This is a genomic window from Pseudomonas fragi (genome assembly GCF_025426255.1).
GTDB lineage: Bacteria > Pseudomonadota > Gammaproteobacteria > Pseudomonadales > Pseudomonadaceae > Aquipseudomonas > Aquipseudomonas kulmbachensis.
Genome location: NZ_CP104861.1, coordinates 17868 through 42463, shown reverse-complemented (window position 1 = coordinate 42463; position 24596 = coordinate 17868). Strand labels below are relative to the sequence as shown.

Annotated in this window: 26 protein-coding genes and 1 pseudogene; 18 read left to right on the top strand and 9 right to left on the bottom strand. The window is 58.5% G+C overall.

Annotated elements, in window-relative coordinates; translation table 11 throughout:
• Positions 1-9 precede the first annotated feature (9 nt).
• Positions 10-993: a taurine ABC transporter substrate-binding protein gene (tauA, locus tag N7D90_RS00205; RefSeq protein WP_261740366.1), complete on the bottom strand. Its 984-nt coding sequence runs from the start codon at positions 991-993 to the stop codon at positions 10-12.
• 501 nt (positions 994-1494) lie between these two features.
• Here tauA and N7D90_RS00200 point away from each other — a divergent pair.
• The 10 genes and pseudogenes from N7D90_RS00200 to N7D90_RS00155 all read left to right on the top strand — a co-directional run bounded on the left by N7D90_RS00200 (position 1495) and on the right by N7D90_RS00155 (position 9460).
• The gene (locus N7D90_RS00200) at positions 1495-2850 is read left to right on the top strand and encodes an OprD family porin (RefSeq protein ID WP_261740365.1); all 1356 of its coding nucleotides are present in this window, start codon (positions 1495-1497) and stop codon (positions 2848-2850) included.
• Between the two features lie 295 nt (positions 2851-3145).
• The gene (locus N7D90_RS00195; RefSeq protein ID WP_261740364.1) at positions 3146-3784 is read left to right on the top strand and encodes a peroxiredoxin; all 639 of its coding nucleotides are present in this window, start codon (positions 3146-3148) and stop codon (positions 3782-3784) included.
• A 362-nt stretch (positions 3785-4146) separates the two neighbouring features.
• The gene (gene ssuE, locus N7D90_RS00190; protein WP_261740363.1) at positions 4147-4740 is read left to right on the top strand and encodes an NADPH-dependent FMN reductase; all 594 of its coding nucleotides are present in this window, start codon (positions 4147-4149) and stop codon (positions 4738-4740) included.
• A 104-nt stretch (positions 4741-4844) separates the two neighbouring features.
• Entirely contained in the window at positions 4845-5810 is a 966-nt protein-coding gene (locus N7D90_RS00185) for a sulfonate ABC transporter substrate-binding protein (RefSeq protein ID WP_261740362.1), read from the top strand.
• Between the two features lie 33 nt (positions 5811-5843).
• Positions 5844-6992: an FMNH2-dependent alkanesulfonate monooxygenase gene (ssuD, locus tag N7D90_RS00180; RefSeq protein WP_261740361.1), complete on the top strand. Its 1149-nt coding sequence runs from the start codon at positions 5844-5846 to the stop codon at positions 6990-6992.
• A gap of 7 nt (positions 6993-6999) precedes the next feature.
• Positions 7000-7806, top strand: a complete 807-nt coding sequence (gene ssuC / locus N7D90_RS00175; protein WP_261740360.1) for an aliphatic sulfonate ABC transporter permease SsuC — start codon at positions 7000-7002, stop codon at positions 7804-7806.
• Positions 7803-8609, top strand: coding sequence for an aliphatic sulfonates ABC transporter ATP-binding protein (ssuB, locus tag N7D90_RS00170; protein WP_261740359.1), 807 nt, complete (start codon positions 7803-7805; stop codon positions 8607-8609). Before ssuC ends, ssuB begins: the two co-directional genes overlap by 4 nt.
• A 34-nt stretch (positions 8610-8643) precedes the next feature.
• Positions 8644-8859 (top strand): molybdopterin-binding protein, encoded by a 216-nt coding sequence (locus N7D90_RS00165; RefSeq protein WP_003444581.1) that lies wholly within the window; start codon positions 8644-8646, stop codon positions 8857-8859.
• A gap of 149 nt (positions 8860-9008) precedes the next feature.
• On the top strand, positions 9009-9200 hold the full coding sequence (locus N7D90_RS00160) for an antitoxin (RefSeq protein WP_261740358.1): 192 nt from the start codon (positions 9009-9011) through the stop codon (positions 9198-9200).
• Positions 9190-9460 (top strand): annotated as a pseudogene (locus N7D90_RS00155) (type II toxin-antitoxin system RelE/ParE family toxin). Before N7D90_RS00160 ends, N7D90_RS00155 begins: the two are co-directional and overlap by 11 nt.
• 1 nt (position 9461) lies before the next feature.
• On the opposite strand, the gene N7D90_RS00150 reads toward N7D90_RS00155, so the two are convergent.
• Positions 9462-9719 carry a hypothetical protein gene (locus tag N7D90_RS00150; RefSeq protein WP_261740357.1) on the bottom strand — a complete coding sequence of 86 codons (258 nt, stop codon included), beginning with the start codon at positions 9717-9719 and terminating at the stop codon, positions 9462-9464.
• 490 nt (positions 9720-10209) lie between these two features.
• On the opposite strand from N7D90_RS00150, the gene N7D90_RS00145 reads away from it, so the two are divergent.
• Together N7D90_RS00145 and N7D90_RS00140 are read left to right on the top strand one after the other, a co-directional pair.
• The gene (locus N7D90_RS00145) at positions 10210-10455 is read left to right on the top strand and encodes a FitA-like ribbon-helix-helix domain-containing protein (RefSeq protein WP_261740356.1); all 246 of its coding nucleotides are present in this window, start codon (positions 10210-10212) and stop codon (positions 10453-10455) included.
• A complete protein-coding gene (locus N7D90_RS00140) occupies positions 10452-10874 on the top strand; it encodes a type II toxin-antitoxin system VapC family toxin (RefSeq protein ID WP_261740355.1) in 423 nt (140 codons plus the stop codon). Before N7D90_RS00145 ends, N7D90_RS00140 begins: the two co-directional genes overlap by 4 nt.
• A gap of 193 nt (positions 10875-11067) precedes the next feature.
• Here the strand turns inward: N7D90_RS00140 and betT are convergent, their stop codons facing one another.
• The 4 genes from betT to hemF all read right to left on the bottom strand — a co-directional run bounded on the left by betT (position 11068) and on the right by hemF (position 15530).
• Positions 11068-13026 carry a choline transporter BetT gene (gene betT, locus N7D90_RS00135; protein WP_261742523.1) on the bottom strand — a complete coding sequence of 653 codons (1959 nt, stop codon included), beginning with the start codon at positions 13024-13026 and terminating at the stop codon, positions 11068-11070.
• A gap of 349 nt (positions 13027-13375) precedes the next feature.
• On the bottom strand, positions 13376-13702 hold the full coding sequence (locus N7D90_RS00130; protein ID WP_261740354.1) for a DOPA 4,5-dioxygenase family protein: 327 nt from the start codon (positions 13700-13702) through the stop codon (positions 13376-13378).
• Positions 13703-13771: 69 nt separating this feature from the next.
• Complete coding sequence (gene aroE, locus N7D90_RS00125; RefSeq protein WP_261740353.1) at positions 13772-14593, bottom strand: shikimate dehydrogenase; 822 nt, start codon at positions 14591-14593, stop codon at positions 13772-13774.
• A 22-nt stretch (positions 14594-14615) separates the two neighbouring features.
• Positions 14616-15530 (bottom strand): oxygen-dependent coproporphyrinogen oxidase, encoded by a 915-nt coding sequence (gene hemF / locus N7D90_RS00120; protein ID WP_261740352.1) that lies wholly within the window; start codon positions 15528-15530, stop codon positions 14616-14618.
• Between the two features lie 162 nt (positions 15531-15692).
• On the opposite strand from hemF, the gene N7D90_RS00115 reads away from it, so the two are divergent.
• The gene (locus N7D90_RS00115; protein WP_261740351.1) at positions 15693-16670 is read left to right on the top strand and encodes an NADPH:quinone reductase; all 978 of its coding nucleotides are present in this window, start codon (positions 15693-15695) and stop codon (positions 16668-16670) included.
• 119 nt (positions 16671-16789) lie between these two features.
• Here N7D90_RS00115 and N7D90_RS00110 read toward each other — a convergent pair whose 3' ends face one another.
• Together N7D90_RS00110 and dprA are read right to left on the bottom strand one after the other, a co-directional pair.
• On the bottom strand, positions 16790-17347 hold the full coding sequence (locus N7D90_RS00110) for an L-threonylcarbamoyladenylate synthase (RefSeq protein WP_261740350.1): 558 nt from the start codon (positions 17345-17347) through the stop codon (positions 16790-16792).
• A 35-nt stretch (positions 17348-17382) separates the two neighbouring features.
• Positions 17383-18480, bottom strand: a complete 1098-nt coding sequence (gene dprA, locus N7D90_RS00105) for a DNA-processing protein DprA (RefSeq protein ID WP_261740349.1) — start codon at positions 18478-18480, stop codon at positions 17383-17385.
• Between the two features lie 381 nt (positions 18481-18861).
• Between dprA and def the strand changes: the two genes are divergently transcribed.
• The 5 genes from def (at position 18862) to N7D90_RS00080 (ending at position 23515) form a co-directional block, all read left to right on the top strand.
• The gene (gene def, locus N7D90_RS00100) at positions 18862-19368 is read left to right on the top strand and encodes a peptide deformylase (RefSeq protein ID WP_261740348.1); all 507 of its coding nucleotides are present in this window, start codon (positions 18862-18864) and stop codon (positions 19366-19368) included.
• A 159-nt stretch (positions 19369-19527) separates the two neighbouring features.
• Positions 19528-20487, top strand: a complete 960-nt coding sequence (gene fmt / locus N7D90_RS00095; protein ID WP_261740347.1) for a methionyl-tRNA formyltransferase — start codon at positions 19528-19530, stop codon at positions 20485-20487.
• Positions 20484-21794, top strand: coding sequence for a 16S rRNA (cytosine(967)-C(5))-methyltransferase RsmB (gene rsmB / locus N7D90_RS00090; RefSeq protein WP_261740346.1), 1311 nt, complete (start codon positions 20484-20486; stop codon positions 21792-21794). The genes fmt and rsmB overlap by 4 nt, the downstream gene beginning before the upstream one ends.
• Before the next feature lie 19 nt (positions 21795-21813).
• Entirely contained in the window at positions 21814-23190 is a 1377-nt protein-coding gene (trkA, locus tag N7D90_RS00085; RefSeq protein WP_261740345.1) for a Trk system potassium transporter TrkA, read from the top strand.
• 10 nt (positions 23191-23200) lie between these two features.
• Positions 23201-23515: a hypothetical protein gene (locus tag N7D90_RS00080; RefSeq protein WP_261740344.1), complete on the top strand. Its 315-nt coding sequence runs from the start codon at positions 23201-23203 to the stop codon at positions 23513-23515.
• A gap of 118 nt (positions 23516-23633) precedes the next feature.
• Here N7D90_RS00080 and N7D90_RS00075 read toward each other — a convergent pair whose 3' ends face one another.
• The gene (locus N7D90_RS00075) at positions 23634-24521 is read right to left on the bottom strand and encodes a lysophospholipid acyltransferase (RefSeq protein ID WP_261740343.1); all 888 of its coding nucleotides are present in this window, start codon (positions 24519-24521) and stop codon (positions 23634-23636) included.
• Between the last annotated feature and the right edge of the window lie 75 nt (positions 24522-24596).

Below are 24596 nucleotides of genomic sequence, written 5' to 3'. Positions count from 1 at the left end.
CGGCGCGAATTATTGAGTGATAAAAGTGGCGTTGACCGAAGGGGCATAGTCGGCAAGTACTGCATCGACCTTGCCCTGTTCTTTCAGGAATGCTGCCGTGTCAGTCAGAGCCTTGGTGGTCGGTGCGCCGAGCAAAACCACTTGGTCGCTGGCCAGCGGGTACACGTTGCCTTGCAGCAGTACTGGGATGTCAGAAGGCTTGGCGCCCGAGAGTTTCACAACCTTATCGACATTGCTCTGATTGGCCAGCCAGGCCTTGGGGTCCTTGCGATAGTCGGCGTAAGCATCCAGCGTGACTTTGGCAAACTCCTTGACGATTTCCGGGTGCTTGGCGGCGAAGTCCTTACGCACGATCCAGGCATCAAAGGTTGGAGCACCAACCTTTGCCAATTCGCCCGAGGTGATCAGCACTTTGCCATTCTCTTTGGCCGCACCCAGTGCTGGGTCCCATACGTAAGTGGCGTCAATATCGCCACGCTTCCAGGCAGCCACAATGGCCGGTGGCGCGAGGTTGAGGATCTGTACTTTCGAAGGGTCAATATTCCAGTGCTTCAACGCTGCCAGCAGGCTGTAGTGGCCGGTGGATACAAATGGAACGGCAACTTTTTTGCCGATCAGGTCCTGCGGGCCGTTGATGCCGGAGCCGTTGCGAGCCACCAGTGCTTCAGCGCCGCCGATCTGGGTGGCTATCAAGAAGGTTTCAACCGGCACCTTGCGAGTGATCGCAGCCGTCAGCGGGCTGGAACCGAGGTAACCGATTTGCACATCGCCCGAGGCGATGGCGGCAATGATGTCGGAGCCGTTATCAAATTTGCGCCAGTTGATCTTGGCGCCCGTGGCTTTTTCATAAGCACCGTCGGCCTGGGCGACTTTCGCCGGGTCCACGGTGGTCTGGTAAGCCACGGTCACATCCGCAGTAGCGGCCTGCGCGAAGAAGCTGGCACCCGCCAGGGACAAAGCAGCCAAAAGGCGTAAGGGAGAGTGCAGTTTCATCAGGAAGAGCTCCTCGGCAGACGGCCGGATATCGGCAGAATGTGAGGTTAAATGATCTAAGAATCAGTAAATAAATAACTTTTAAGCATTAGCTTATGTAGTTCAGCAACATCCAGAAATGCACTAAGGCCGCAGCGGATATGGCCTTTTGCCCAACAGGTGATCGGGTCGAACGTTTAAGAACCAAACGCTATTAAAAAATTCATGAAAATATGTTTATAAATTAGACAAAAGACCGATAGCATTCCTTCGCATGCGCGTAGGAAAAACCCTGCTATATAGCCATATGATCTGAAAAGATCAGAAACAATTCTTTTTAGGTTTATCAAATAGCCATTACTCTGCGCACAAACGGCAAATGACTAGACAAAGGTCGTAGACATGCTTGGTTACGATTGACTTGCCAGTCACCGTCTGGCGCTAATCGCGCATCTGTAGCACCCAAACATCAGATTCGGGGCTAAAGAACTACAAAAATTAGAGACGCAAAGGAGCAACACAATGAACAAGTCCACCTTGGCCATCGCTGTGGCCGTAGGGTTGTTGGCACAACAAGCAAGCGCTGCTGGCTTCATCGAAGACAGCAAGGCCACGCTGAAACTGCGTAACTTCTACATCAACAACGATAACCGTGATTCGGGTGCGCCGAAAAACTCCAACTACACCGCCGAATGGGGCCAAGGCTTCCAGGTGGACTTTGCCTCGGGTTTCACCCAGGGCACAGTCGGTTTTGGTCTGGACGCCATTGGCCTGCTGGGCGTCAAGCTTGATTCCAGCACTGCCAAACACGGCAACCCTACCGGCGCAAACTATGGCGGCTCGGTATTCCCAAGCGACGGCAACCACGCTGTAGACGATTTCTCCAGCCTGGGCCTGACCGCCAAAGCCAAGATTTCCCAGACCGAACTGCGCATCGGTACCCTGCAGCCAAAACTGCCGGTTATCGTAAGCAACGACGGTCGTATGCTGCCGCAGACCTTCCAGGGTGGCCAGATCACCTCCAGCGAGTTCAAGGACCTGACCTTCACCGGCGGTCAGATCGAACACGCCAAGGGTCGTAACTCCAGCAACAACGAAGGCCTGTCGATTGGCGGTGCTAACAACTCCATAACAGGCGAGTTTGTTAACAAGTTCTACTACGGCGGCGTGGACTACAAGCTCAACAAAGACCTGTTGCTGCAGTACTACTACGGCAACCTGGAAGATTTCTACAAGCAACACTTCCTGGGCCTGGTTCACAACTGGTCCATCGGTCCTGGCGTGTTGAAATCTGACCTGCGTTACTTCAACAGCACCGACGATGGCAAGAACGGCCACGATTCTGCGTATTACACCACCGGTGATTACGCCAACAGCTCAGCGGGTAGCGGCAAAGGCAAGGTCGACAACAACCTGATCAGCGGCCTGTTCCTGTACACCGTTGAAGGTCATACCTTTGGTGGCGGCTATCAGGTCAGCAACGGCAGCAGCGACTTCCCGTTCCTGAACCAGGGCGACGGCGCATCGGCTTACATCCCTACCGACATGCAGATCTCGAAGTTCGCCCGTGCTGGCGAGCGTACCTGGCAGGCACGTTACTCGTATGACTTCGCCAAAGTGGGCGTACCTGGCCTGACGGCGGGCGCGGTTTACCTGCGTGGCGATAACATCGATACCTACAGCAACAAAAATGTACAAACCAGCAACGGCGCTTCCGAGTGGGAACGCGATATCACCGTGGCTTACGTTGTTCAGGAAGGCACGCTGAAAAACCTCGGCTTCATGTGGAAAAACGCCATGTGGCGCAACGATATTGCGAGCCAGCGCGATCAGGACGAAAACCGTCTGATCGTCAGCTACTCGATCCCGTTGCTATAAGCTTGGTGTAGTACAAAGGTAAGAAAAATCCTGCCCGGCGCAATGCCGGGCAGGGTGTTTACCGAAGACCTGAACGATCAATTCGCAACACATTAATAGTCGTAGCTCCCTGCCACTCCCCTTGCCTAAACCTGAATCCAGAGTGGCCCCAAGGCTTGTCTGCGTCCAATGAAACAGTTTTTAATATTCCTTTAAGCTCTAACCAAATCGATATTTATTCTTTTTAATTAAGTCGTGGCGCAGGCAGAGTAGCTCCCACACGCCCTGCCATTCCCTATAAAAAAGGAGCTGCACCATGAGCCTCAGACTCGGCGATATCGCCCCCGATTTCGAACAGGATTCCAGCGCTGGCAAGATCCACTTCCATGAGTGGCTGGGCGACAGCTGGGGAGTGCTGTTCTCGCACCCGGCGGACTTCACCCCGGTGTGCACCACCGAGCTGGGCTTTACCGCCAAGCTCAAGGACGAGTTCGCCAAGCGCGGCGTAAAAGCCATTGCACTGTCCGTTGACCCGGTGGACTCGCACCACAAGTGGATCGAGGACATCAACGAAACCCAGAACACGGTGGTCAACTTCCCGATCCTGGCTGATGCCGATCGCAAGGTGTCTGACCTCTACGACCTGATCCACCCCAATGCCAGCGACACCCTCACCGTGCGCTCGCTGTTCGTGATTGATCCGAACAAAAAAATCCGCCTGACCATCACCTACCCGGCCAGTACCGGGCGCAATTTCAACGAAATCCTGCGAGTGATCGACTCGCTGCAACTGACCGACAACTACAAAGTCGCCACCCCGGCCAACTGGCAGGACGGTGACGAAGTAGTGATCGTGCCATCGCTCAAGGATGAAGACGAAATCAACAAACGCTTCCCCAAAGGCTACCGCGCCGTGAAGCCCTACCTGCGCCTGACGCCACAGCCGAACAAATAGCGACTGATCCCCTGTAGCAGCTGCCGAAGGAACGAGGCTGCGTTCGAGTGCGTAGCGCTCGTAAAACCTGAGCCTGCGGTTTAACTGAAAGACCGGGTTCTCAGGTTTTACGACGGCTACGCCGCCGGACGCAGCCTCGTTCCTTCGGCAGCTGCTACATGAGTTGCGTGTCTTCAACAGGGTTTCTGGCCATTTCGATGGCCTTTTTTTTGCCTTTTATTCAACAAAAATGCATATGCATTTTAAGAATAAACAAATGAATAAATATGATTTATAGATATATAAATCACCTGTTAAGGTCTATTCACTCAAGCGAAAACGCTGACAGCGAATTGCACATATTCATTCAAGGAAACGTCTAGATGCTGGTTGTGACACTCGGAGGAAGTCCAAGCCAACGTTCCCGCTCGGGAGTGTTGCTGGATCACGCCAAACGCTGGCTCAACCAGCAAGGCGTCGAAGTAGTGAGTTATCAGGTACGTGACTTTCCGGCCGAAGACTTGCTGCACGCACGTTTCGACAGTCCAAAAATTATCGACCTGCTGCAACAGATTGAAAACGCCGACGGCCTGGTGATCGCCACCCCGGTGTACAAGGCCTCGTTCAGCGGCGCACTGAAAACCGTGCTCGACTTGCTGCCCGAACGCGCCCTGAGCCACAAAGTCGTATTGCCCATCGCCACCGGTGGCAGCATCGCCCACATGCTGGCCGTGGACTACGCCCTCAAGCCGGTACTGTCGGCGCTCAAGGCCCAGGAAATGCTGCACGGCATTTTTGCCGAAGACAGCCAGATTGCTTACGGCGAAGGCAGCGCACAAGCGCAGCTGGTGCCGGTACTGGAACAGCGTATGAACGAGTCGCTTGAGCAGTTCTACAGCGCCCTGGCACGACGCCCCAAGCCACTGGACCCAAACATCCTCAACGAGCGCCTGGTCACGGCTCGTTGGAGTATCTGAAACAACATAATTTCCCTCCCACAGAAAAAAGCTCCACCACCTTACTGATCCGCTAACGGCTCGGCAGGTGCTACCCGAATCTCGAACAACAAAAGGAGAGCGCCATGCGCCCTGTCATTTTGCGTCGTGGTCTGGTCGCACTGTTTGCTGCGGCTGTGTCCTTTGGCGCGGTTACCCAAGCTCAAGCCGATGCCCTGCGCATCGGTTACCAGAAGTACGGCACGCTGATGCTGCTCAAGGCCAAAGGCACGCTGGAAAAGCGCCTGGCAGAGCAGGGCGTCGACGTGCAATGGACCGAATTCCCCGGCGGCCCGCAACTGCTTGAAGGCCTGAACGTGGGCTCTATCGACTTCGGCGTGACCGGCGAAACCCCGCCCGTCTTCGCCCAAGCTGCTGGCGCCGATCTGCTCTACGTCGCCTTCGAGCCACCAGCGCCTACCAGCGAAGCGATCCTGGTGCCCAAGGATTCACCGATCAAATCGGTGCAAGACCTCAAAGGCAAAAAAGTCGTCCTCAACAAAGGCTCCAACGTTCACTACCTGCTGGTGCGCGCCCTTGAAGACGCTGGCCTTAAATACACCGACATCCAGACTGTATTCCTGCCGCCTGCCGACGCCCGCGCCGCTTTCGAGCGCGGCAGTGTCGACGCTTGGGTGATCTGGGACCCGTACCAGGCCGCCGCCGAACAACAGCTGCAAGCGCGCACCCTGCGTGACGCCACTGGTATCGCTGACAACCACCAGTTCTACCTGGCCACCAAGCCTTACGCCGAACAGCATCCCAAGGTGATCGAAACCCTGGTCGATGAAGTGCGCAATATTGGCGAATGGGCCAAAGCTCACCCTGAAGAGGTGACGCAACAAGTTGCACCGCTGCTGGGCCTGTCTCCTGAAATTACCTTTACAGCGGTCAAGCGCCAGGGCTACGGCGCGCAGTTCCTGACCCCGGAAGTGGTCAACGCACAGCAAAAAATCGCTGACACCTTCCACCAGCTCAAGTTGATCCCCAAGCCATTGGTGATCAAAGACGTGATCTGGACGCCACCGGCCGCTGTGGCCAAAGCCAACTAACGCTTGCTGCCCCCACATTTAGGAGACCACTCCATGAGCCTCAATATTTTCTGGTTCCTGCCTACCCACGGTGATGGCCATTACCTTGGCACCTCCGAAGGCGCCCGCGCTGTTGATTACGGCTACCTGCAACAAGTAGCACAAGCGGCTGACCGTCTGGGCTTTGGCGGGGTGCTGATCCCGACCGGACGTTCATGCGAAGACTCGTGGCTGGTGGCGGCAGCGTTGATCCCCGTGACCCAGCGTCTGAAATTTCTGGTGGCCCTGCGCCCAGGCATTGTTTCGCCAACTGTTGCGGCGCGTCAGGCCGCAACCCTGGACCGCCTGTCCGGTGGCCGCGCGCTGTTCAACCTGGTGACCGGTGGCGATCCGGAAGAGCTGGCCGGTGATGGCTTGTTCCTCAGTCACGAAGAGCGTTATGAAGCTTCGGTGGAATTCACCCGCATCTGGCGCCGGGTGCTCGAAGGCGAAACCGTGGACTACGACGGCAAGCACATCACCGTCAAAGGCGCAAAATTGCTCTACCCGCCGATCCAGCAACCGCGTCCGCCGCTGTACTTCGGCGGCTCCTCGGAAGCGGCGCAGGACCTGGCTGCCGAACAAGTTGAAATGGTGTTGACCTGGGGCGAGCCACCGGCCGCCGTTGCCGAAAAAATCGAACAGGTACGGGCCAAGGCCGCCAAGCTGGGCCGCACTGTGCGCTTCGGCATTCGCTTGCACGTGATCGTGCGTGAAACCAACGAAGAGGCATGGAAAGCCGCCGACAAACTGATCTCGCATCTGGACGAAGACACCATCGCCCGCGCTCAAGCCTCTCTGTCGCGCTTTGACTCGGTAGGCCAACAACGCATGGCCGCGCTGCACGGCGGTAGCCGCGACAACCTCGAAGTCAGCCCCAACCTCTGGGCGGGCGTGGGCCTGGTGCGCGGCGGCGCGGGTACAGCACTGGTCGGTGACGGCCCAACCGTGGCAGCACGGGTTCAGGAATACGCCGACCTGGGCATCGATACATTTATTTTCTCGGGCTATCCTCACCTGGAAGAGTCGTACCGGGTGGCTGAGCTGCTGTTCCCGCATCTGGATATCGAGCGCCCGGAACTGCCAAAAGGGGCTGGATACGTGAGCCCGTTTGGCGAAATGGTCGCCAGTGACATTCTCCCTAAAGCTGCGTCGCAGAGCTGAGGTCGCCATGAGTTCAGGCAAGGCCTTGGGCCTCAATAAAATCGGTCACACCCTGGCGCCCTGGGCCTTGCCTGTGTTGTTGCTGGCGGTGTGGCAGCTGTCCGTGTCGGCGGGCTGGTTGTCGACACGCATCCTGCCCGCGCCCAGCGCCGTGATCGCAGCCGGAGTCGAGCTGGTACGCAGTGGCGAAATCTGGAAACACCTGGCCATCAGTGGCTGGCGCGCCGGGTTGGGCTTTGCTATCGGCGCCAGCATTGGCCTGGTGCTGGGCTTTATCACCGGCCTGTCGAAATGGGGCGAACGCCTGCTCGACAGCTCGGTGCAAATGATCCGCAACATCCCGCACCTGGCGCTGATTCCGCTGGTCATCCTGTGGTTCGGCATCGATGAGTCGGCAAAGATTTTTCTGGTGGCGCTGGGGACTTTATTCCCGATCTACCTCAACACTTACCACGGCATCCGCAACGTTGACCCGGCGCTGGTAGAAATGGCGCGCAACTATGGCCTGTCCGGCTTCAGTCTGTTCTGGCAGGTGATCTTGCCGGGCGCGTTGCCTTCGATTCTGGTGGGCGTGCGTTTTGCCCTGGGCTTTATGTGGCTGACGTTGATCGTGGCCGAAACCATCTCCGCCAGCTCCGGCATTGGCTACCTGGCGATGAACGCCCGGGAGTTTTTGCAAACCGACGTGGTCGTGCTGGCGATTGTTTTGTACGCAGTGCTCGGCAAATTGGCCGACACCGCGGCCCGGGGTTTGGAGCGCATCTGGTTGCGCTGGCACCCGGCGTATCAAGTGGTTAAAGGCGGTGCAGCATGACAGCTCAACAACCCCCACGTTTGCGCCAGGGCATACCGCTGGCCATCAACGGTCTGCAAAAAGCCTTCGGCGAGCGCCTGGTCCTGCGTGACATCAACCTGCACATTCCGGCGGGGCAATTCGTCGCCATCGTGGGCCGCAGCGGTTGCGGTAAAAGCACCCTGATGCGCCTGCTGGCCGGGCTCGATCAACCCACCGCAGGCCAATTACTGGCCGGTAGCGCGCCGCTGCAAGCGGCTCGCGAAGATACCCGGCTGATGTTTCAGGAAGCGCGCCTGCTGCCCTGGAAAAAAGTCATCGACAACGTGGGCCTCGGTCTTAAAGGCGACTGGCGCCCCAAAGCGCTTAAAGCACTGGAAGAAGTCGGCCTGGCCGAACGCGCCAATGAATGGCCTGCAGCACTCTCGGGTGGGCAGAAGCAGCGTGTGGCCCTGGCCCGCGCCCTGATCCATCAACCCCGTTTGCTGCTGCTGGACGAGCCGCTGGGCGCACTGGATGCCCTGACCCGTATCGAGATGCAGCAACTGATCGAACGCCTGTGGCGCCAGCATGGCTTCACGGTGTTGTTGGTGACCCACGACGTCAGCGAAGCCGTCGCGATAGCCGACCGAGTGATTCTGATTGAAGAAGGCCAGGTGGGGCTGGACCTCACGGTCGACCTGCAACGCCCACGGGCACGCGGCTCGCACCGCCTGGCGGCACTGGAAACCGAAGTACTGAACCGTGTACTTGCATTGCCTGGCTCGCCACCGGAGCCGGAACCCGTAGCACCGCTGCCCACGCAACTGCGCTGGGCGCAATAAACCTACTTTCTATCCCAAGACAGGAATCGACACCATGACCATTAAAGCCATCAACGTTCGCAACCAGTTCAAAGGCCACATCAAGGAAATCGTGCTGGGCGACGTACTGTCGGAAATCGACGTACAAACCGCATCGGGCATCGTCACCTCCGTCATCACCACCCGCTCGGTAAAAGAGCTGGAGCTGGTGGTCGGCAGCGAAGTGATCGCCTTCGTAAAATCCACCGAAGTGTCCATCGCCAAGTTGTAAATCATGGGCGATCCACAACCCCGAACGGTGAAAGCCCTTCGGGGTTTTTTGTGCCTGAAAATTGTTACTTGAAATGCCCTTCGTCGTGGTTGCAAGGATAGTAAGCGGTGGACAGATTAGACTCACAGGCATCTACACAGGAGGTCTCCATGAGCCCCCACCTTTCCCCTATCGTTTCCGAGTTCGAAACCGAAGAGCAGGCCGCCAGCTATGACCACTGGTTTCGCGCCAAGGTACAGGCTGCCCTTGATGACCCGAGACCCGGCATCCCGCACGATCAGGTGATGGCGCACATGCAGGCCCTGATCGAATCAAAACGCAAAGAGCGCGATGCTGGTTGAGTGGCGGCCCCTTGCGCGGGCTCAACTCGGCGAGATTCTTGACTACATCGGCGATCGCAATATTGTGGCGGCCAGCGAGCTTTACCAAAACATTCAAGCCGCAACCTCAGCCTTGCCTCAACATCCCTACCTCTACCGGTTTGGCCGAGTCCCAGGTACTCGGGAAATTGTTGTCCATCCCAACTACCTGGTGGTTTATCGAGTCACGGATCGTGATCGAAATACTGACCGTGCTTCATGCCAGGCGGCAATATCCCTGACTCACCCTTCGCGCAGCGCCAGCACCCCCAACACATCGCACCCTTGCTGCAACAGCAACGACGAGGCTTCACATACCGCGCTCATGTCATGGGGGTCATGGCTGTGGCCGCTCATCAGCGACAAACAGCGCAGCAGGTTCTTGGCCGCCTGAAAACGCTGCTCGGCACACGCCAGCAGGTCAGCCACAGAGGCGCGGGTATCGATTAACAAGACGTTTGAGCCGACAGGGTTGTCGGTTTGAGGCAGGTAAGGCGTCATGGTTGAAACTCCTAAAGAAAAGGAGCCACTTCAATCAGCTTGCACGCAGAAAGAGGGTGGCAGCTGTGCGCGGGTGTGCAAGACCGGTTACCTACCCACCCGGCAGACCCGAAGGTCTCCCGCGCACAACCGCCATAACGCTGATTGCAGGCGCAGAGCCTAACAAGCGAAATGAAAAGTTGATATTGGTAGGAATCAGGCTTGCACGCCTGAACGCTGATTATTCAGCGACGGGGCGGACTATAGGCAGCCCGCTTGGAGCACGACAATGGGGTCAAAAGCGCTAAAGCCCGATCCCACACAAGTGCGCGAAAGGTCTGTAGACGCGTAAAACTGTTCACATACTGTGGGAGCGAGCCTGCTCGCGAAGGCCCCAAGAGCATCGCGAGCAGGCTCGCTCCCACGGAGGCACCGTTGATCGGCGCTCACTGACGACTGCTTTCAAACCCTCTTATGATCCCAATGATTTCATTGATTGCACGAGGTGCACATGGCCAGTATTACCATTCGAAACCTGGACGATCAGGTTAAAGAACGTTTGCGCATTGAGGCTGCCCTCAACGGTCATTCGATGGAAGAAGAGGTGCGGTTGATATTGCGCCGTGCACTCAAGGCCCCCACGCAAAATCAGGGCCTGGCAAGCCGCATTCATGCACGTTTTGCGGATGCTGGTGGTGTTGAGCTGGACTTGCCCAGCAGAGAGGAGCGCGCCCGCACGGTGGACTTCGACGAATGATAATTCTCGACACCAACGTGCTTTCTGAACTGATGCGTGCGCAGCCAAACGCTGCCGTGATGGCATGGATGGATGCACAAAGTGCCGAGGGTTTATTTATCAGTGCCATTACGATGGCCGAGATCCTTCACGGCATCGCCCGATTGCCCACTAGCAAACGCAAAGAGCATTTGCATGACATGGCCCTGGCGATGTTCACCGAAGATTTTGCTGACCGGGTTTTACCGTTCGATGCACATGCTGCCTCACGCTATGCGCAATGGGTTGCAAGCAGTGAAGCCAAGGGCAAGCCTGTCAGTTTGGCGGATGCGCAAATAGCTGCGATTTGCCTGTTACACAACGCCAGCCTCGCCACACGCAATCTGAAAGATGTTGCCCACGGGAAGGTGCACCTCATCAACCCGTGGCTATTTCTGTAGCCGCTGCCGAGGAACGAAGGCTGCGATCGAGTGCGTAGCGCTCGTAAAAAGAAACGTCGCGTTGTGTCAGATCAATCGATAGCTCAGGTTTCGCGAGCGCTTCGCACTCGATCGCAGCCTCGCTCCGCTCGTCAGCGGCTACAGAAGTTTCAACAACAACCGTGGCCCGCCCATTGCGGGCGGGCCAACCCAATCACCGCACCAAATGCAAAAACTGCATATGGCGTTCGTACTGGTCGAGGATGTCGTTGATGATTTGCTCTTTGGTGTAGCCAGTCAGGTCGTAGTCCTGGCTGCCTTCAGCCAAATGCACTTCAGCACGGTAGTAACGGCGGTTACGCAGTTGCTCTTTTTTGCCAAAACCACCACGGGCAAAGGACGGCGTGAAATAGCCACGCATCTGCACCTGATAGATAAACGGGTGCTCTTCGCCGTGACCGATTTCCAGGCTCACGTTGTCGTTGGCCGGGTCCGGCTGGGTGACGACGTTAAGGCCTTTCTCCAGGAACACCGCGCTCACTTCTTCAATCGCCGGGCGCACGGTGGTGTCCATAAAACGGTACACCTCGTCACGCGACGGGAAGTGCACGGCCTGGCTCAAGCGCTGACGCCAGCCGCCACGACGCGAGTGCGAAACCGGCGCCAGAGAGTGCATCTGCGCGATTTGCTTCTGCGACTCCAGGTAGAACGCCTTGTGCAGGCCCCACATCATCAGCAGCAAAATCAGCGAGAACGGCAGCGAGGTCAGCACCACCGCTGACTTGAGCGCATCAATACTGCCCGAGAACAACAACGCACTGGTGACCAGCGCGGTCATCGCGCCCCAGAACACCCGCAGCCACTTGGGGCCGTCTTCGTCGGCGTTATTGCCACGCGCCGAAAGAGTGGACAACACCACGGTGCCGGAGTCGGCCGAGGTCACGAAGAACACGAAGCTGATAAACACCGTCACCGCAATCACGGTTCGGCTCCACGGGTAGGTCTCAAGCAGCAGGTACAACGTGCGCGACGGGTCGTCGATGGCCGACTGACCGAGGGCAACCATGCCGTGGTTGAGCACTTGATCGATGGCGCTGTTGCCAAAAATCGACATCCACGCGAGGGTGAAGCCCAGCGGAATCAGCAGCACGCCAAACACGAATTCGCGGATGGTACGGCCACGGGAAATACGCGCAATAAACAGGCCCACAAACGGCGACCATGCGATCCACCAGGCCCAATAGAACACGGTCCAGCCGCCCAGCCAATCGCTTGGCTTGTCGTAGGCATACACGTCGAAACTCTTGGTCGGCAACGCGCCCAAATAGTCACCGATGTTCTGCACCAGCGTGTTCAGCAAATGTTGGGTAGGCCCTGCGAACAACACAAACAGCAGCAGCGCACAGGCCAGCAGCATGTTGATGTCGGACATCACACGCACGCCTTTATCGACGCCGGCAATGGCCACCAGAATCGCCGCGCCCATCATCAGCGTGATCAGACCCACCTGCACCCATTGGGTGTGCGGCAAACCGAACAGATAATCGAGGCCGGAGTTGAGGTGCAACACCCCAAACCCCATGTCGGCGCCCAGACCAAACACGGTGGCGATGATACCGAAGCCATCCACCGCATAGCCGATTGGCCCGTTGATGCGTTTACCGATCAGCGGGTACAGCGCCGAACGCAGCGCCAGCGGCAGGTTGTGACGATAGGCGAAGTAGGCCAGCGCCATGCCGACAAAGGCGAACACGCCCCAGCCATGCAGGCCCCAGTGCAGGAACAGCAACTGCATGCCCTGGCGTGCAGCCTCTGACGTACCGGCCGGGCCTTGAGGCGGGGCGAGCATATGGGTCAGGGGTTCGGACACACAGAAGAAAAATAGCGTGATGCTGATCCCGGCGGCGAACAGCATGCCCGCCCAGGACAGGTAACTGAACTCGGGTTCGTCGTGGTCGGCACCGAGCTTGATCTTGCCGTAACCGGACAAGGCGGTGACGATCACAAAGATCAGATACAGGGTCATCGCTAACATGTAGTACCAGCCGACCGTGTTGGCCGCCCAGTTTTGTGCAGCCAGCAACCATTCACCGGCGGCTTGTGGCATGGCAATTACTACCAGGCCAAAGATCAGGATAAACGCGGCGGCAAAGTAGAAAACCGGCGGGTTCATACGGATCTGGGACGTCTCGGACGTGATCGGTACACTCATTGGATGTGCACCTTATAAAGGTAAAACGGGATCAAAAAGAGCGGATTCGGCAAGGGTTAGCCTCCTGTTGTGAGCGGGCAGCGGACCACCGGTTTAACTTGAACGAGCATTCAAGTTAAACATGGATGGCCTTTCAGCACTAATCGCTGCCCACGGCTGCACGTCTGATACGTTAGCTCATGGCAAGGTATGACACATGGCCATGATCAACGTTCAGCCGTTATAGCGTGGGGCTATCAGGGGATTGCTTGCAGTTGAAAACAACAGACTTTTCGGGGGCCGAAAAAAATTCAATCCCGTTCTCGATTGATCAAAAAACAGACAAGTCCAACGGCCGAATAGCGCCCATCCAGATCGCATGCTCGGTGTGATCCAGCAGGTCGTTGCCGGTATCGGGGTGCAAAAACACCACCAACCCGCGCCGATTGAGCGCCAGCCACGGCAGGACCGCGCCGATCAATTCGGGACCGAAGGCCAGTTGGCAGCTCCAGTCCGGGTGCGGGCCGACCGGGCGCTCGTGGACACGGCCCATTTGCAGGTTGAACAGACGCGTGCCTTCTTCGGCCAAGGCGCGGGCCTGGTCGATGGTGGTCGCATCAAAATAGAGATGGGCGTGATAGCCGTTGATTCGTTGCATAAGTACCTCGCTTAAAGCCCCTCACCCCAACCCTCTCCCGAAGGGAGAGAGCTGGGGTGAGGGTTGGCTTTACAGCGCCAGCAACCGGCGCAACTCAGCCAACGCCGGGGCCGTGTCCGGGCGCACGCCGCGCCATAGGTAGAACGCTTCGCCTGCCTGTTCGGCCAGCATCCCCAAACCATCCATCACCTGGCCCGCGCCATGCGCGCTGGCCCAGAGGCAAAACGGTGTTGGCTCCTTGCCGTACATCATGTCGTAGCACAGGGTTTTGCCCGGCTCGATCAGGCTGCTGGCAATCGGTGGGACTTCACCCGAGAGGCTGGCGGAGGTGGCATTGATGATCACGTCGACCGGCTCACGCAGCCAGTCAAAACCACTGGCGGCCACAGGCCCCAGGTCGCTGAACAGTTCGGCCAGCACTTCGGCTTTTTCCACCGTGCGATTGGCGATGGTCACTGAAGCCGGGCCTTCGGCCAGGATCGGCTCCAATGCGCCGCGTACCGCTCCGCCCGCGCCCAGGATCAGAATGCGTTTGCCCTGAAGGCTGAAGCCGGCATTGACCGTGAGATCGCGCACCAAACCGGCGCCGTCAGTGTTATCCCCGAGCAGGCTGCCATCGGCCTGTTTGCTTAGCGTGTTGACCGCGCCTGCGCGTTGCGCCCGGGGAGTCAACTGGGCCGCCAAACGGTATGCCTCTTCCTTGAACGGCACCGTGACGTTGGCACCGCAGCCCTCTAGAAAGAACGCCCTCGCACAGCCTGCAAAATCATCCAGCGGCGCAAGCAACGTGTCGTACTGCATGACCTGGCCTGTTTGCTCGGCAAACAGGCGATGCAGTACCGGGGATTTGCTGTGGGCAATCGGGTTACCAAAAACGACGTAACGGTCCATCAGGCAAACTCCTCGGGCAATATCAGGCGTTGGCTAACCAGTCGCGGTCTTGCAGGAAGTACTCGGTAAGACGCGCTTCCGGGCTACCCGGCTCAGCTTTCCAATCGTAGCCCCAGCGCACCTGGGGTGGCAGCGACATCAGGATCGACTCGGTGCGTCCGCCCGATTGCAAACCAAACAAGGTGCCACGGTCATAGACCAGGTTGAATTCAACGTAGCGGCCACGGCGGAACTCCTGGAATTCACGCTGTTGGGCGGTGTATTCGTCGTTTTTACGGCGCTGGACGATCGGCAGGTAGGCGTCGATATAGGCGTCGCCAATGGCACGAATAAAGGCGAAACAGGTGTCGAAATCCCACTCGTTCAGGTCATCGAAGAACAGGCCGCCGATACCACGGGGCTCGTTGCGGTGCTTGATGTGGAAGTAGGTGTCGCACCAGGCCTTGTAGCGCGGGTACACATCGGCACCGAAAGGCGCGCACGCCTGCTCGGCCACGCGGTGCCAGTGCACGCAGTCTTCTTCAACGGCGTAGTACGGGGTGAGGTCAAAACCGCCACCGAACCACCAGACCGGCTCTTCGCCTTCTTTTTCCGCGATGAAAAACCGCACGTTAGCGTGGGATGTTGGCACATGGGGGTTGTGCGGGTGAATCACCAGCGACACGCCCAAGGCTTCAAAACCACGGCCCGCCAGTTCCGGGCGATGGGCACTGGCGGACGGCGGCAAGCCGCTGCCAAACACGTGAGAAAAATTGACGCCGCCTTTCTCAATCACGTGGCCGTTTTCAATCACACGGGTACGACCGCCACCGCCCGCCGGGCGTTGCCAAGCGTCTTCGACGAATTGCGTGCCGCCGTCTTCAGTTTGCAGTGCGTTGCAAATGCGGTCTTGAAGGTCGAGCAGGTAGGCTTTTACAGCCTCGGTGCGAGTAGTCATGACATCACCTTAAATCGGGCAAAGCGACGCGGCACTTCGTTCTGAGCGGGGCCGGCGGCAAAGGGCCGCTAGCATAACACTGCACCCTGCTTCATCGCTGTTGACGAAGATCACGCTTAAGCGTTGGATAGTGGCTTCGTCAAATCAGCAAGGAAAGTGCAGATGGCTAAGCGTATCCAGTTTCGGGCCCACGGCGGCCCGGAAGTGCTTGAGTATGTTGACTTCCAACCCGCCGAACCGGGCCCTCAGCAAGTGCGGGTACGCAACCAGGCTATCGGCCTGAACTTCATCGATACCTATTACCGTGGCGGCTTGTACCCGCTGCCTGAGCTGCCATCCGGGCTGGGCAACGAAGGGGCAGGTATTGTCGATGCGGTGGGCAGTGAAGTGCGCAATCTGAACGTCGGCGACCGCGTGGCTTACGGCACCGGCCCGCTGGGTGCGTACAGCGAGCTGCATGTGTTGCCTGCCGCCAATGTGGTGAAGCTGCCCGACGACATTTCGTTCGAGCATGCCGCTGCCGTGATGCTCAAGGGGCTTACCACCCAGTACTTGCTGCGTCAGACGTATGAACTCAAAGCCGGCGAAACCATCCTGTTTCACGCGGCAGCAGGTGGCGTCGGTTCGATTGCCTGCCAATGGGCAAAAGCGCTGGGTGTGAAGCTGATCGGTACGGTCAGCTCGGACGAAAAAGCTGCTCTCGCCAAAGCGCTGGGCGCGTGGGAAACCATCAACTACAGCCACGAAGATGTCGCCAAGCGGGTGCTGGAATTGACCGACGGCAAGAAGTGCCCGGTGGTCTACGACGGTGTCGGCAAAGACACTTGGCTGACCTCGCTGGATTGCGTGGCACCCCGCGGCTTGATGGTCAGCTTTGGCAATGCGTCAGGGGCGGTGACCGGTGTGAACCTGGGGATCTTGTCGCAGAAGGGTTCGCTGTACGTGACCCGGCCGACGTTGGCCAGCTACGCCAATAACGCCGAAAACCTGCAGGCGATGGCTGATGAGCTGTTTGCGATGATCCGCAGTGGCGCTATCAAGGTTGATATCAGCCAGCGTTTTGCCCTGAGTGACGCGGCCAAGGCTCACACTGAGCTGTCGGCGCGACGCACCACGGGCTCGACCATTTTGTTGCCTTGATCGAAACCTTGTAGCCGCTGCCGCAGGCTGCGATCGAGCCCGAAGGGGTCGTAGATTTTTACAATCTTGAAGGCCCTATGGGCCTTATCGCAGCCTACGACAGCGGCTACAGGTTTTGCTCAAGCCGGGCGCACAACCTTGCCCGTCGCCAGATCGCGGATCAGGCTCGGGTTTTTACGCCCGCCCAGATTCCCGCCCAGCACATGATCAATTTGCCCACGGAAATACTGCTCGACTTTCAAGCGTGTGCGCGCCGCCGGCAAGCCCGCCGGGTTAGCCGAAGTCGATACGATCGGCCCCACCAACGCGCACAGCTCTCGCACCAGTGGATGATCGCTCACACGCAGCGCCACGGTGTCATGTACCCCGGTGATCCAGTCGGGCAGCAAGCCCTGATGCGGCACCAACCAGGTGTTCGGCCCAGGCCAGGTGCTGGCCATACGGTCGATCCATGCCTGCGGGAAGTCTTCAAACAAAAAGTCGAATTGGTGAATGTTGTCTGCCACCAGAATCAGGCCTTTATCCACAGGCCGCGATTTGATCGCCAGCAACCGCTCGACCGCGTCTTCATCCCACGGGTCGCAGCCCAAACCCCAGACCGCTTCAGTCGGATAGGCAATCACCGCGCCCGCGCGAATGGCTCTTGCAGCTTGTTGGACGCGCCAGGTGCTGATCATTGAATGTCTCCAGATATGTACTGCGCGCAGTGTACTTAGCTGGCGCGGGCAAACCAACGCCCGCCCTCCAACACGACATGCCCCGCCAGTTCAAGTTCGGTCAACGCTGCCAGCAATCGGGGCAGGTCCCAACCACTGGCGTTGACCAAGGCTTCACTGGTGTGAGGTGCTGCCTGCAACAATTGCACTAATGGATGACAGCTTGGTGTAAACAAAGGAGGGGTGGATAACGGCATTGAGCGCCAGCCTCGCAGGCCTTCCAGAATGTGCTCCACGGTTTCAACCAGAGTCGCGCCATCACGGATCAACTGATGACAGCCACGTGCCCCAGGGTGGTGGATCGAACCGGGAATGGCATAGACCTCGCGCCCCTGCTCGGCGGCCAAGCGAGCGGTGATCAGCGAGCCACTGGCCACACTGGCCTCGACCACCAGCACGCCGAGGGCCAAACCGCTGATGATTCGATTACGCCTCGGGAAGTTCGCCGGTAGCGGCCCGGCGTCCAAGGGGAACTCTGAAACCACCGCGCAACCGTTGGCAATCATCGCATCCGCCAGGGCCCGATGGCGCTGTGGATAAAGTTTTTGCAGACCCGTGCCCAACACGCCTACCGTCTGCCCTCCAACGTCCAGGGCAGCCTGGTGCGCGGCACCATCAATCCCCAACGCCAACCCGCTGGTAATTACAAAACCGGCCCCGGCCAGGCTGCGGGAAAAGGCTGCGGCTGTATCCAGCCCCGGCCGTGAAGCACGTCGGCTACCGACCATCGCCAACTGCGGTTTTTCCAGAATCCCAGGCTCGCCCGCTACAAATAACAGCGGTGGAGCATCGTTCAGTTCACTCAAAAGTGCCGGGTAATCGGCCTGGTCATGCAGCAGCACATGCTGCCCGGAGCCCTCAAGCCAGCGCAATGCAGCGCTTGCACCATCGCGAACTTCAGGGCTGCGCCGCGCCTGGGCACACGCGGCGGGCAGCCCCAGTGCACCCCAGGCGCTGGCAGGTGCACTGAGCGCCGAACTGGCCGAACCGAAGGCACTGAACAGGCTGTAATAACGCCGCGGCCCAAGCTCGGGCAGGCGGTGCAAGCGCAAGCGGGCTTCAAGCTCTGACGGGGATATTTCTGACAGCGGCATGGGATCATCCTTGATCGGTTATTCCATCTGGATATGAGGAACAAGCTGTGGATAAGTCTGTTGACAAGTTGTTTAGCAAACGCGGACAAGGGCCGGTTTGAGCACCCGAGTGATGCTTGAAAATGCCCGTAGAAACCCAACATTAGTTGAACGTTAGCGAGAGGCTGCGCACGTTGGTTTCAAATTGAGACATGCGGCCGTGCAGCGCGGCAGCTAGTCGTTTCATCCGCGGGTGAATCCCTTTATTATGTTCACTCGCGTGAAACGCCAGAGCCCGAGCGGGTTCTCTCTGAAGGAGACGTTTTGCACAGGTTGCTCGAGTCCACAGGACCCACCTGACAACCGTTTTTGAATCTTTCACACAGTGCACCAATCAAACTTATGGCTATTTTGAACATCCTCGAATTCCCAGACTCGCGTCTGCGTACCATCGCCAAACCCGTGGCGGTTGTGGACGACGAAGTCCGTCAGTTGATCGATGACATGTTTGAAACCATGTACGAGGCGCCGGGCATCGGTCTGGCCGCCACTCAGGTCAACGTGCACAAACGCATCGTGGTCATGGACCTGAGCGAAGACCGCAGCGAACCAATGGTATTCATCAACCCCGAGTTCGAAATCCTCTGCGACGAGATGGGCCAGTATCAGGAAGGCTGCCTCTCGGTGCCGGGTTACTACGAAAACGTTGATCGCCCGCAGCGCGTCAAGATCAAAGCGCTGGACCGTGATGGCAAGCCGTTCGAGATGATTGCCGAAGACCTGCTGGCCGTGTGCATTCAGCATGAATGCGACCACCTCAACGGCAAGCTGTTTGTCGATTACCTGTCTACGCTCAAGCGCGACCGGATCAAGAAGAAGCTGGAAAAACTGCACCGCCAGAACGCTTGATCCTCCCATCGGCTACAGGCCTCTTCATGTGGGAGCGGGCTTGCTCGCGATAGGATCAACTCGACCTCACTGATAGACCGAGTTGTCTGAATCGCGAGCAAGCCCGCTCCCACATTAGAAATGTTTTTCCCCGCGCATCCCATTCCAAGTGAGTAACCCATGACTGAGCCACTGCGCATCGTCTTTGCTGGCACCCCAGAATTCGCCGCTGAACACCTCAAGGCGTTGCTGAGCACCCCTTACGAGATCGTCGCGGTATATACCCAACCGGATCGTCCGGCCGGGCGCGGGCAAAAGCTGATGCCAAGCCCGGTCAAACAACTTGCACTGGAACACAATATTTCGGTGATGCAGCCGCCAACCCTGCGCGCGCCCGAAGCTCAGGCCGAGCTGGCCGCACTCAAGCCGGACTTGCTGGTGGTGGTGGCCTACGGCCTGATCCTGCCGCAAGTGGTGCTGGATATTCCGCGTCTGGGCTGCATTAACAGCCACGCCTCCTTGCTGCCACGCTGGCGTGGGGCGGCGCCGATTCAGCGCGCCATCGAAGCTGGCGACAGTGAAAGCGGCGTGACCGTGATGCGCATGGAGGCGGGTCTGGACACCGGCCCGATGCTGCTCAAGTCCGTCACCCCGATTACCGCCAATGACACCGGTGGCAGCCTGCATGACCGTCTGGCCGAGCTCGGCCCACCCGCCGTGATCCAGGCCATTGCCGGGCTGGCGGCTGGCACACTGCAAGGTGAAGTGCAGGATGACAGCCTGGCCACCTACGCCCACAAATTGAACAAGGATGAAGCACGTATCGACTGGAGCCGCCCGGCGGTTGAGCTGGAGCGTCTGGTCCGTGCTTTCAATCCATGGCCGATCTGTCACAGCACGCTCAATGGCGAAGCCCTGAAAGTGCTGGCCGCGACCGTGGCTGACGCCCAGGGCGCACCGGGGCAAATTCTTGCCGCGAGCAAGGACGGTCTGATCGTCGGCTGCGGTGAAGGCGCGTTGTGCCTGACACGTCTGCAATTGCCTGGCGGCAAAGCGCTGAACTTCAGTGATTTTTTCAACAGTCGCCGTGAGAAATTCGCTGTCGGCATCACCCTCGGTCATACGGAAAACGCCCAATGAACCCTCGTCTGGCCGCTGCCAAGGCACTGACTGCAGTGTTGAACGGCAAAGCATCGCTCAACAGCTCCTTGCCGCTGCAACTGGACAAGGTTGAGGTGCGCGATCGCGGCCTGACTCAGGATCTGGCGTTTGGTACCGCCCGCTGGCAGCCACGCTTGTCGGCGCTGGCCAACAAGCTGCTGCAAAAGCCATTCAAGGCCGCCGACGCTGATGTTGAAGCGCTGCTATTGGTAGGTTTGTATCAACTGCTCTACACCCGCATTCCGGCCCACGCCGCCATCGGCGAAACCGTAGGTTGTGCCGACAAGCTGAAAAAACCTTGGGCCAAAGCCCTGCTCAACGCCGTGTTGCGCAACGCCCAGCGCGAGAGCGAAGGCTTGCTGGCGGAGCTTGAGCATGACCCGGTGGTGCGTACCGCTCACCCGCGCTGGCTGCAAAAATCCCTGAAGGCTTTTTGGCCTGAGCAATGGGAAGCTATTTGCGCGGCCAACAACGCACACCCGCCAATGATATTGCGGGTTAACCGCCGTCATCACAGCCGCGATGCGTACCTGCAATTGCTGGTCGAGGCTGGTATCGAAGCCCAACCTTGCGTCTTCAGCCAGGACGGTATCGTACTGGCTGCGGCCTGCGACGTTCGCAGCCTGCCGGGCTTTGCCGAAGGCTGGATCAGCGTGCAGGACGAAGCCGCGCAACTGGCCGCCGACTTGCTGGATCTGGCGCCGGGCCAGCGCGTACTCGACGCCTGCTGCGCCCCAGGCGGCAAGACTTGCCACATTCTGGAGGTAGAACCTGCACTGGCTGGCGTGGTGGCGGTCGATCTGGAAGCCAAGCGTCTGGTGCGTGTACGCGAAAACCTTGAGCGTCTGGGCCTGAGCGCCGAGCTGATTGCCGCCGACGGTCGCGACACCGCCACCTGGTGGGACGGCAAGCCGTTCCAGCGCATCCTGCTCGATGCACCCTGCTCGGCAACCGGGGTTATCCGCCGTCACCCGGATATCAAGCTGACCCGCCAGCCGGACGACATTGCCGCGCTCGCCACCCTGCAAGGCGAATTACTGGACGCGATGTGGCCTACCCTGGAAGTGGGTGGCATCTTGCTCTACGCCACTTGCTCGACATTGCCGACCGAAAATACTGAAGTGATTGAAGCGTTCCTGGCCCGTACTCCGGGTGCCCGGGAGCTGGATATCGCCGGGCAGTTCGGCATCAAGCAGCCCCACGGCCGCCAGTTACTGGCACAAGAGGGCGGACACGACGGCTTTTATTACGCCAAATTGATCAAGATCGCTGCCGCTCGCGGCTAACGGATTAGGGATTGCAGGCATGAAAATCATCATCCTCGGCGCAGGCCAGGTCGGCGGAACGCTGGCAGAACATTTGGCCAGCGAAGCTAACGACATCACCGTGGTCGACACCGATGGTGAGCGCCTGCGCGATCTTGGTGATCGCCTCGATATTCGCACCGTGCAGGGCCGCGCCTCGTTGCCCAATGTGCTGCGTCAGGCAGGTGCGGATGACGCCGACATGCTGGTGGCCGTGACCAACAGCGACGAGACCAACATGGTCGCGTGCCAGGTGGCTCATACGCTGTTTCACACCCCGACCAAAATCGCCCGGGTACGCGAAGCGGCTTATCTGACACGCGGCGAAGAGCTGTTCGATAACGACGCAATCCCGGTCGACGTATTGATCAGCCCCGAGCAGGTGGTGACCAATTACATCAAGCGCCTGATCGAACACCCCGGCGCCTTGCAGGTGATCGACTTTGCCGAAGGCAAAGCGCAGTTGGTGGCGGTCAAGGCGTACTACGGCGGCCCGTTGATTGGTCAGCAGTTGCGCCAGCTACGCGAACACATGCCGAATGTGGATACACGGGTTGCGGCGATTTTCCGACGCGACCGACCGATTACGCCCCGTGGCGATACGGTCATCGAAGCGGATGATGAGGTTTTTTTCATCGCCGCCAAGGCCAATATTCGCGCCGTTATGAGCGAAATGCGCCGTCTGGATGAAAGCTACAAGCGCATTGTGATTGCTGGTGGCGGGCAGATTGGCGAACGCTTGGCCGAGGCCATTGAGAGCCGGTACCAGGTCAAGATCATCGAGATGAATCCGGCGCGTTGCCGCTATTTGTCCGACACCCTCGACAGCACTGTGGTGCTGCAAGGCAGTGCTTCGGACCGCGACTTGATGCTTGAAGAAAACATCGCGGACGCCGACGTGTTTTTGGCCCTGACCAACGATGACGAGGCCAATATCATGTCCTCGTTGCTGGCCAAGCGCCTGGGTGCGAAGAAGGTGATGACCATCATCAACAACCCGGCCTACGTGGATCTGATTCAGGGCGGCGAAATTGATATCGCCATCAGCCCGCAGCTCGCCACCATTGGCACCTTGCTGGCCCACGTGCGCCGGGGCGATATCGTCAGCGTGCACTCATTGCGCCGGGGCGCGGCCGAGGCCATCGAAGCGATTGCCCACGGTGATTCGAAATCGAGCAAGGTGATCGGTCGCAGCATCGGCGAAATCCATCTGCCTCCGGGCACCACGATTGGCGCGATTATTCGCGACGAAGAAGTACTGATTGCCCACGACTCGACAGTGATCAATGCCGGCGACCATGTGATTTTGTTCCTTGTGGATAAAAAGCATATTCGCGACGTAGAGAAGCTGTTCCACGTGGGCTTGAGTTTTTTCTAAGGAGTCAGGGATGCTGGAGTCACTGGAGAAAATGCTCGCCAAGGGTGTGGATAACTCATTACTGCGCTTTGGTCTGGGCAAGGGTTATCTCGACCTTGGGGATAACCTCAAGGCGGCGGAGCATCTGCAACGTTGCGTAGGCTTTGACCCCAAGTATTCCGCAGCCTGGAAGCTGCTGGGCAAGGCGCAGTTGGCGGCGGGTGATCGTGCCGCGGCGCGCTTGGCGTGGGAGCAGGGGATTGCGGCAGCGCAGGCCCAAGGCGACAAGCAGGCCGAAAAGGAAATGACGGTGTTTTTGAAGAAGCTGGATAAACAGCAGCCTTGACTCTTCACTTGTAGCCACTGGCGCAGGCTGCGATGGGTGGCGCAGCGACCCCGGAATATTGAAGGTCCTGCGGCCCTTATCGCAACCTGCGCCAGCGGCTACAAAGTTTGTGGCCTTACTAGTACCAGCGCGCTTCACCCGGCGGGCGCTTTTTGAAGCGCTTCATGCTCCACATGTACTGGCTCGGGTAAGCGCGTACATATTTCTCGACCACCTTGCTCATGGCTGCGCACGAGGTTGCCGTGTCGGTGCTGTACATGTCTTCTGGCGCGGCCTCCAGTATCACCTTGAAGCCCGAGCCATCCGGCAGACGCAGCGCGTGCAGGAATACCCCCACCGCTTTGCCACCCGCCAGCATATTGGGGACAAACTTGCTGGTCAGGGCCATGGTGCCGAGAAACGGCACAAAGATACCCGCCGACTCTGCAGGCTCCGGATCAGCCGGAATGCCCACCTGACCGCCTTTGCGTACTTCCTTGATGACACTCAGGATGCCTTCTTTGGTCGATGCCGCCACGCGGTTGCCCAACTGGACCCGTTGCTTTTGCAGCAATTCATCCACTGCTTTGAGCTTGGGCGGGCGATAGAAAATGATCGGTTTGCACTGGCTGCAATAGAAGTGATTAAGCACTTCCCAGTTGCCCAGGTGGCTGGTGATGCCGACCACACCCTTGCCTGAGGCCAGGGCGTCCTTGAGCACGTCCAGACCTTCGACTTCACGCACCAGGTCGATGGAACGCTGGGCTGGCCAAATCCAGGCGCAAGCACTCTCGGTCAGACTTTTGCCGATATCTTTCAGGCTTTGACCCACCAGTTGCTCGCGGGCGCCCGGGTCCATTTCAGGAAAGCATTTGGCCAGGTTGATGCGCACCACATCGCGTGAGCGATTGGGCAGTTTCCACATCAGCCAGCCGATGGCCGACCCCACGCGTTGCACCGCGCCCCACGGGAGCATGGCAAACAACCGCAAAGCCCCGACCAGCAAGGCACCTTTAAACTTTTCCACAGGGTTTTCCCACAACAAATAATGACTTTGTGGGAGCGGGTTTGCTCGCGATTGCATCACTGCGGTCTTTCTGAA